Annotated in this window: 5 protein-coding genes; 4 read left to right on the forward strand and 1 reads right to left on the reverse strand. The window is 68.2% G+C overall.

The genetic code is table 11. The features are described from left to right. Positions 1–2: 2 nt before the first annotated feature. Positions 3–1,751: an ABC transporter substrate-binding protein gene (locus ABD210_RS04670; protein ID WP_344109119.1), complete on the reverse strand. Its 1,749-nt coding sequence runs from the start codon at positions 1,749–1,751 to the stop codon at positions 3–5. 216 nt (positions 1,752–1,967) lie between these two features. Here ABD210_RS04670 and ABD210_RS04675 point away from each other — a divergent pair, with 216 nt between their 5' ends. The 4 genes from ABD210_RS04675 (at position 1,968) to ABD210_RS04690 (ending at position 7,123) form a co-directional block, all read left to right on the forward strand. Beyond that, on the forward strand, positions 1,968–2,651 hold the full coding sequence (locus tag ABD210_RS04675; RefSeq protein ID WP_344109121.1) for a response regulator: 684 nt from the start codon (positions 1,968–1,970) through the stop codon (positions 2,649–2,651). 2 nt (positions 2,652–2,653) lie between these two features. Then, entirely contained in the window at positions 2,654–4,054 is a 1,401-nt protein-coding gene (locus ABD210_RS04680) for a HAMP domain-containing sensor histidine kinase (protein WP_344109123.1), read from the forward strand. Positions 4,055–4,170: 116 nt separating this feature from the next. Beyond that, complete coding sequence (locus ABD210_RS04685; RefSeq protein WP_344109125.1) at positions 4,171–5,769, forward strand: ABC-F family ATP-binding cassette domain-containing protein; 1,599 nt, start codon at positions 4,171–4,173, stop codon at positions 5,767–5,769. A 346-nt stretch (positions 5,770–6,115) separates the two neighbouring features. After that, complete coding sequence (locus tag ABD210_RS04690) at positions 6,116–7,123, forward strand: RNA polymerase subunit sigma-70 (RefSeq protein WP_344109900.1); 1,008 nt, start codon at positions 6,116–6,118, stop codon at positions 7,121–7,123. Positions 7,124–7,505: the final 382 nt, after the last annotated feature.

Raw genomic sequence — 7,505 nt, forward strand, 5'->3', positions numbered from 1 at the left:
GATCAGCCCTGCTTGCCCTGGGCCAGCCAGACGTTCGTGGGATCGAAGTTCTGCATCGAAGGCACGTAGACCGCGTTGTTGACCTGGGACGCGCGGTAGTTCGCCTGCTTCGGGTTGGTGAGCGGGAAGATCGCGGCCTGCTCCATCACCCTCGCGTCGGCCTGGGCCCACAGCGTCGCCGCCTGGTCCGTGGTCGGTGCCGCAATCGCCTGCTGGATCAGGCTGTTCGTTGTCGGGTCGTTGTAGAGACCGTAGTTGCTGCCGATCGGCGGGAACGACGGTTCGCCGGAGAACAGCGGGTTGAAGAAGGACAAGGCGGCGTTGCCGTACCAGTCCGCACCCCACCCGGCCAGCGACAGGTCCCAGACGCCTTGCTTGGCGACGGTCGGCACCTGCAGGTACTTCACGTAGAAGTCCGCGTTGGGCGACGGTACGCCGACCACGGTGATCCCGGCCTTGGACAGGTCCTGCTGGATCGTCTGGAAGGCCTTGCTGCTGCCTTCGGAGGCGTTGCGGTACAGGAACTTGAGTGTCAGGTGCGGGTAGCCGGCCGCGGCCAGCATCTGCTTGGCCTTGTCGGCGTTGTTGGGATACGGGTCGATCTGCTTGGAGCCGGTGATGACATCGGGCAGGACGTGGGTGAGCGGCGGGTTGATCGTCGGCCCACCGAGGACCTGCAGGACGTTGGCACGGTTGATGGCGTAGCTGATCGCCTGGCGGACCAGGGGGTTGGCCAGCGCCTTGTTGTTGTTCGGCGAGACGGTGTTGTACACGACGTACGGGTTGCTCGACGCCGTGTCGCCCAGGCTCAGGTTCGGATCCTTCTTGGCGATCAGTGCGGGCAGCTGCGACGGCGGCGGGGCGACGTCGAACTCCATGTCCGCGCTCGCCGTGCCGGTCTGAAGCTGTTGCTGGACGGAGTCCTGGCTGACCGTCTCGTTCACCACGATCTTGTCCACGTACGCCTTGCGGACCTGGTCGGTGGACGCGTCCCAGGCTGGGTTGCGGGAGTAGGTGATCGACTTGGTCGGCACCCAGGAGTCAACCTTGTACGGGCCGTCAGAGGGGAAGTTGTTGCCGAGCTCGGTGCTGGCCGGCAGGTACTTCAATGCCTCGACCGGCGCCGGCGAGAAGGCCGGCAGCGTGAGCATGTCGACGAAGTAGGTGGCCGGCTTGGTCAAGTGGAAGACCACCGTCGTCGCGTCCTTGGCGACCACACCCGGCAGCGGCGTCTTGTCGATGTAGGCCTGGATCGCGGCCGGGGTCTTGGCGACCTTGGCGAAGCCGGCCTGGAACGCCTGGTACCCGACGATGAGGTTCGCGAAGTCGGGGATGCCGCCGAACGGCTGGACCGGGTTCGCGGTGCGTTTGACGCCGAGGACCATGTCGGCCGCGGTGACCTGCCGGGCCGGGGTGGTGTTCCACTTGGCGCCCGAGCGGATCTGGATCGTGAAGGTCTTGCCGTCGGCGCTGACGCCGCCGTTGTCCATGGTCGGGATCTGGGTGGCCAGGTCCGCGACCGGAGTGGTGTTCTTGCCGCCCGGCTGGGCCGGGTAGGTGAACAGCTGGCGGCTCCACATCCTCAGATTCAGGTAGCCGACCGAGTAGTAGCTGATATTCGGATCCATGTAGTCGACGTCGCCCGCCCCGAGCATGTTCAGGGTGCCGCCCGTGACAGCCGCGCCGGCACTACTGCTGGTGCCGCCAGACGTGGTTCCGGTGGTATTGCACGCTGCCAGCGTGAGAGCCATCGCTGCAACTATGGTTGCGGTAGCGAGCCGTCTTGTGGCCATTGGGGGATCCTCCTCGGGAGACGCGATAGGGCCGAAGCTAGGGCGGTCCGGAGCGCGAACACGGGGGAGTCACCGAATCGTCAAGACGTTGTCATGGGGCTCCCACGGCGTAGATGTCGAATTCATGACAGAAGTCACCTCGTTGTCACCCTCCGGCGAGCGACACTGGGGGATGTGGCACACAGCTTGCTGTTGGTGGACGACGAGCCGCGGATCCGGCGGGTGCTGCGCCTTGCCCTGGAAGACGAGGGCTACCTGGTCGCAGAGGCGGCCAACGGCCTGGAGGCGTTGTCCGCCTTGCGCCGCGAACCACCCGACGTCGTGCTGCTGGACCTGATGCTGCCGGACCGGGACGGATTCGCCGTCTGCCGGGAGATCCGTCGTACCAGTGACGTGCCGGTGATCATGGTGACAGCGCGGACCGACAGCCACGACGTGGTCGCCGGTCTCGAAGCGGGAGCGGACGACTACGTAACGAAACCACTGGTCGCCAAGGAGTTGTCGGCCCGGATCAGGGCGTTGCTCCGGCGGGTCGAGCCTGCCACCGGCCCGCAGTCCGACCGGTTCCTGGTCGGCGACCTCGAGATCGACGTGGCGGCAGCCGAAGTACTGCGGGACGGCGAGGTGCTGCCGCTGACGCGGACCGAGTTCAAGCTGCTGGTCGAACTGGCCAGCCTCGAGGGCAAGGTGTGCAGCCGGGAACACCTGCTGTCGAGGGTCTGGGGCTACGGATACTTCGGTGACAGCCGGATCGTGGACGTGCACATCCGCCGGCTACGGCTGAAGATCGAGCGTGACCCGGCCGGCCCGAAGTACCTTGTCACCGCTCGCGGCCTCGGCTATCGACTGGTGAGCTGACCTTGCGGCGGCGGTTCGGCCTGCGCGACCGGGTGATGATGGCGTACGGCCTGCTCGCCCTCGGGTTGTCGGTGCTGCTTGCGCTCGTCACCTTCAACGTGGTCTCCGACTACCTCACCTCGCAGCGGGAATCGTCGGCGGTGGTGGAGACCTCGGACAACGCTGCGGCCCTGCACTACGGGCTTTACGGCGCGACCCCACCCTGCCGCCCGCGCGAAGGGACCGAATGCACGGCCGCTGTCGCGGTTTCGAATCCGGATGTGATGGCCCTGCTCAACGCGCTGCCGTCGGCCGACTCCGCTGCCTCCTTGGTGTTCTTCGAGGGGCAGTGGTACTCCGCGACCGGTAAGCCGAGCGATCTCCCGGCGGACATGGTGACCGCCGCCCAGAACGGCACCGAGCTGCATCGCCGGATCACGGTCGGCGGCCAGCAGGTGCTGGCGGTGGGTGTCCCGCTGAGCCGGCCCGGCGAGGCGTTCTTCGAGTGGCATCCGTTGACGAGCCTGGACAGCACGCTGGGGATGCTGAAGGTCACGTTGATTCTCGCCGCGATTGTCACGGCGCTGCTCGGTCTGGCTGTTGGCCGACTGGCCAGCACCCTGGCCCTGCGGCCTCTAGCGGAGCTGACCCAGGTGGCCGCGGCCGTCGCGCGCGGACGGCTCGACGCCCGGCTGCAAGCTGAGGACGATCCCGATCTCGGCGGTCTGGCCCGTTCGTTCAACCAGACGGCCGCGACGCTGGAACAGCGGGTCATCGCGGACGCCCGGTTCGCGGGTGACATCAGCCACGAGCTCCGGACGCCGCTGATGACCATGCTCAACTCGATGCAGCTGATCCAGAACCACAGCCTCGAACTGCCGCCGGTGGTCCGGGAACCCGTCGAACTGCTCGGCGACGACCTCGACCGGTTCCGCCGCCTGGTCATCGACCTGCTGGAGATCTCCCGCGACGACGGTGGCGATCAGGGCAGCCGCGAGATCGTGCGGATCGGCGATCTGGTCCGCGCGGCCGCCGACGCCACCGCCGGCCGGGAGCTCACCACGGTCTCGCCCGATGCGGAGGGTCTGACCCTGCAGGCGGACAAGCGCCGGCTGGAGCGCGTGATCGCCAACCTGGTCGACAACGCCGAACACCACGCCGGCGGCTGCATGGGCGTCAGCGTGAAGGCCGGCGGCCTCGGCGTCATCGTGTATGTCGACGACGCGGGTCCGGGAGTCCGGGAGGCCGACCGCGAGCGGATCTTCGAGCGGTTCGGCCGGGGGGACGGGCAACGCCGGGGGATCGGCCTCGGCCTGGCGATCGTCGCCCGCCACGTCGAGTGGCACCACGGCACCATCAGGGTCAAGGACCGCCCCGAGGGCGGCGCCCGCTTCATCGTCGAGCTCCCAGCGAAAACCAGCTGACGGTTGCCGTCGTGCGGTTCTACCCTTGCGTCATGGCTACTTGCCTCTGTGTCTAGCTGCGGGACCCGCTTCCACACCTGAAGTGCGTCCACCAGCTATCACGGAGCGTAACTATCATGATCACCGTTCGCGGTGTCGACCTGCGCGTCGGCGCCCAACTTCTCCTTTCTGACCTGTCCTTCCACGTCAGCCGCGGCGACCGCATCGGCCTGGTCGGGCGCAACGGCGCAGGCAAGACCACCCTGATGCGAGCCCTGGCAGGCGAAATCCGCCCTGCCGCCGGCTCGATCGCCGCCACCGGATCCGTCGGCTACCTGCCCCAGGACCCCCGGGCGGCCGACCCCGCAATCACCGTCACGGCTCGAATCCTGTCCGCCCGCGGCCTGGACGCCGCAGTACAGCGACTGCGCAAAGCCGAGACGGCAATGAGCTCTGCGAGCGGCGAAGCGCAGGAGCGTGCCATGGCCGCCTATGCGCGTGCGGAAGCTGACTTCCAGGCGGGCGGAGGCTATGCGGCTGAGGCCGAGGCTGCCCGGCTCGCTGCCGGAGTCGGCCTGCCAGCGCGTGCCCTGGACCAGCCGGTCGGTGAGCTCTCGGGCGGGCAGCGCCGCCGCGTCGAGCTGGCGCGGATCCTGTTCGCCGAGCACGACACCTTGCTCCTCGATGAGCCGACAAACCACCTCGACGCCGATTCCGTCGGCTGGCTGCGGTCGTTCCTGGTCGGCTACCCGGGCGGACTGGTGGTGATCAGCCACGACCGCGAGCTGCTCGCCGCCACCGTCAACCGGGTGTTCCACCTGGACCCGCAGCGGTTGACGATCGACCTCCACAACACCGGCTGGAAGAAGTACCTCAGCCAGCTGGAAACGGACGAACGCCGCCGCGCCCGCGAACGCAGTACGGCTGAACGCAAGGCGGCAGTCCTGCACACCCAGGCGGACAAGATGCGCGCCGGAGCCACCACAGCCGTCGCCGCCCGCAACATGGCCCGCCGCGCCGACAAGCTCCTTTCCGACCTCGAGCCGGTACGCCGAGCAGCGCGGGTGGCCCGGATCAGACTGCCTGAACCGGCGCCTTCCGGGCGTACTCCGCTGAGCGCGGTCGGTCTGACAAAGGCTTACGGCGGACTGCAGGTGCTCAACGGTGTCGACCTGGCCGTCGACCGCGGCAGCCGACTGGTGATCCTCGGACTCAATGGCGCGGGCAAGACGACGTTGCTACGCATCCTGGCCGGACGAGAACAACCCGACGCCGGCCAAGTCGTCCACGGCCACGGCTTGCGGCTCGGCTACTTCGCACAGGAACACGACACGCTCGACCTGGCCGGCACGGTTCGCCAGAACCTGGCATCCGTGGCGCCGGGCCTCACCGACGGGGAGGTCCGCAACGTTCTCGGCTCCTTCCTGTTCAGCGGCGACGACGTCGACAAACCAGCCGGCGTCCTGTCCGGCGGCGAGAAAACCCGCCTCGCCCTAGCCGGCCTGGTCCACTCGGGCGCGAACGTCCTCCTCCTCGACGAGCCCACCAACAACCTCGACCCCGCCTCCCGAGACGAGGTCCTGGCAGCCGTCACCAACTACCCAGGCGCCCTGGTCATGGTCACCCACGACGAAGGCGCCATCGAGTCCCTCCACCCAGAGCGAGTCCTCGTCCTACCAGACGCCACAGAGGATCTCTGGACCGACGACTACCTAGACCTGGTCTCCCTCGCCTGACCTCGCGCGCCCAGCACCGCCGCTCACGACCTCCCTGATCCGCAATACCAGCTGGGCGCCCCGGCGAGGGTGCAGCGGGTCGGCGGGGTCGGCCAGTCTCGCGGGTTCGGGCGTGGCGGGGCAGGCGCGGGACGCCCGACTGGCGGGTTCTTCGCCCACTGGCGCCCATTTTCGACGCTATCGGCCGAATATCCCGCCAGCGGGCCCCGGACGTGACGGGCGTATCGGCGTATCGGAGCGCCTCGGAGGTGAGAGAGCTGGCCTCGACCGGTTCCTTTCGGGTGCCGGGGTGGTCAGTTTGTTGGAGAGGGTCGTGTCGAGTGGAGGAGGCAGACTGGTGCGCGTGATGTCGGAGGATTTCGTCGGGGCGACCGAGGGGTATCGCCGGGAGTTGTTGGCGCACTGTTATCGGATGGTCGGGTCTTTGCACGATGCCGAGGATCTGGTGCAGGAGGTCTATCTGCGCGCCTGGCGGGGGTGGGACAGGTTCGAGGGGCGGGCGGCCGTGCGGACCTGGCTCTACCGGATTGCGACCAATGCCTGTCTGACGGCACTGCAACACAAGGAGCGGCGGTATGTGCCGTCCGGGCTGGGTGCTCCCGGCAACAATGCGCACGCGCCGGTCGAGCTGGCGGCGGCCGAGACCTCATGGGTGCAGCCGTTCCCGTCCGCGGCGGCCGATCCGGCGGAGACTGTGGCTGAGCGCAACAATCTCAGGTTGGCGCTGATCGTCAGCCTGCAGTATCTGCCGCCGCAGCAGCGCGCCGTGCTCGTGCTGCGTGAGGTGCTTGCTTTCCCCGCTGCGGCTGTTGCCCAGATGCTCGAGATCAGTGTCGCGGCGGTGAAGAGCAGCCTGCAGCGAGCGCGAGCGACCCTCAGCAACCTGGATGCCGTGAGTGAACAGATCACCGAGCCGTCCGACGCTCGGGCGCAGGCGCTGCTGGACCAGTACATCGCCGCCTTCGAGAACTCCGACGCCGCGGCCATCGAGAAGCTCCTGCGCAGCGACACGGTGCTCGAGTTCACCCCGGCCCGCACCTGGTTCTCGGGGCTCCGGACCTGCCTGCCGTATCTGGAGCACTACGCACTCGGTTCACCAGGCGAGTGGCGTATGGTCCCGACCTCGGCCAACGGACAACCCGCGGCGGGCGCATACCGGCGTACGGCCGAAGGCAGGTACACGCCGTACGGCATCTCGGTGTTGACCGTGGCCGAGGACGGGCTGGTCCGGATCACAGTGTTCGGCGATCCGGGCCTGTTCCCGGCTTTCGGCCTGCCGATCGACTATCCGGCGCGGAGAACCCCGATGTGTCGGTCGGTACGACGAATCCGCGGGACGCCAGTTGACCGCTGACCCAGGCGATTTGCCTTCCGCGGGATTCAACGGCCCCGGTCGCCAGTTGTCTTGGCCGCCGCCGCCGCCGCCGCAACCGTTGACCGCCTACCGCTGCCCGAAGCGGTTGACCAGGCGCCCCACCGCAGCCCGAAACCGTTGATCCGAGGTTGAAAATCACCCGTCAGCCCGACCAGCCGGTTCGCTGTCGACTTCCCGGACCGACCCGCCGGATCGGGGCACTACACGGCTCGACCCGCCGGCGCCGGCGCGACTTCCCGGACCGACCCGCCGGTTCGACGTCGACTTCCCGGCTCGACCCGCCGCGGTCGGGGCACTACCCGGCTCGACCCGCCGAAATCATGCCGGCGATTCGGCGGGTCGGGCCGGGTAGTGAGGTATG

This window comes from Kribbella alba, from assembly GCF_039529635.1.
Lineage (GTDB): Bacteria > Actinomycetota > Actinomycetes > Propionibacteriales > Kribbellaceae > Kribbella > Kribbella alba.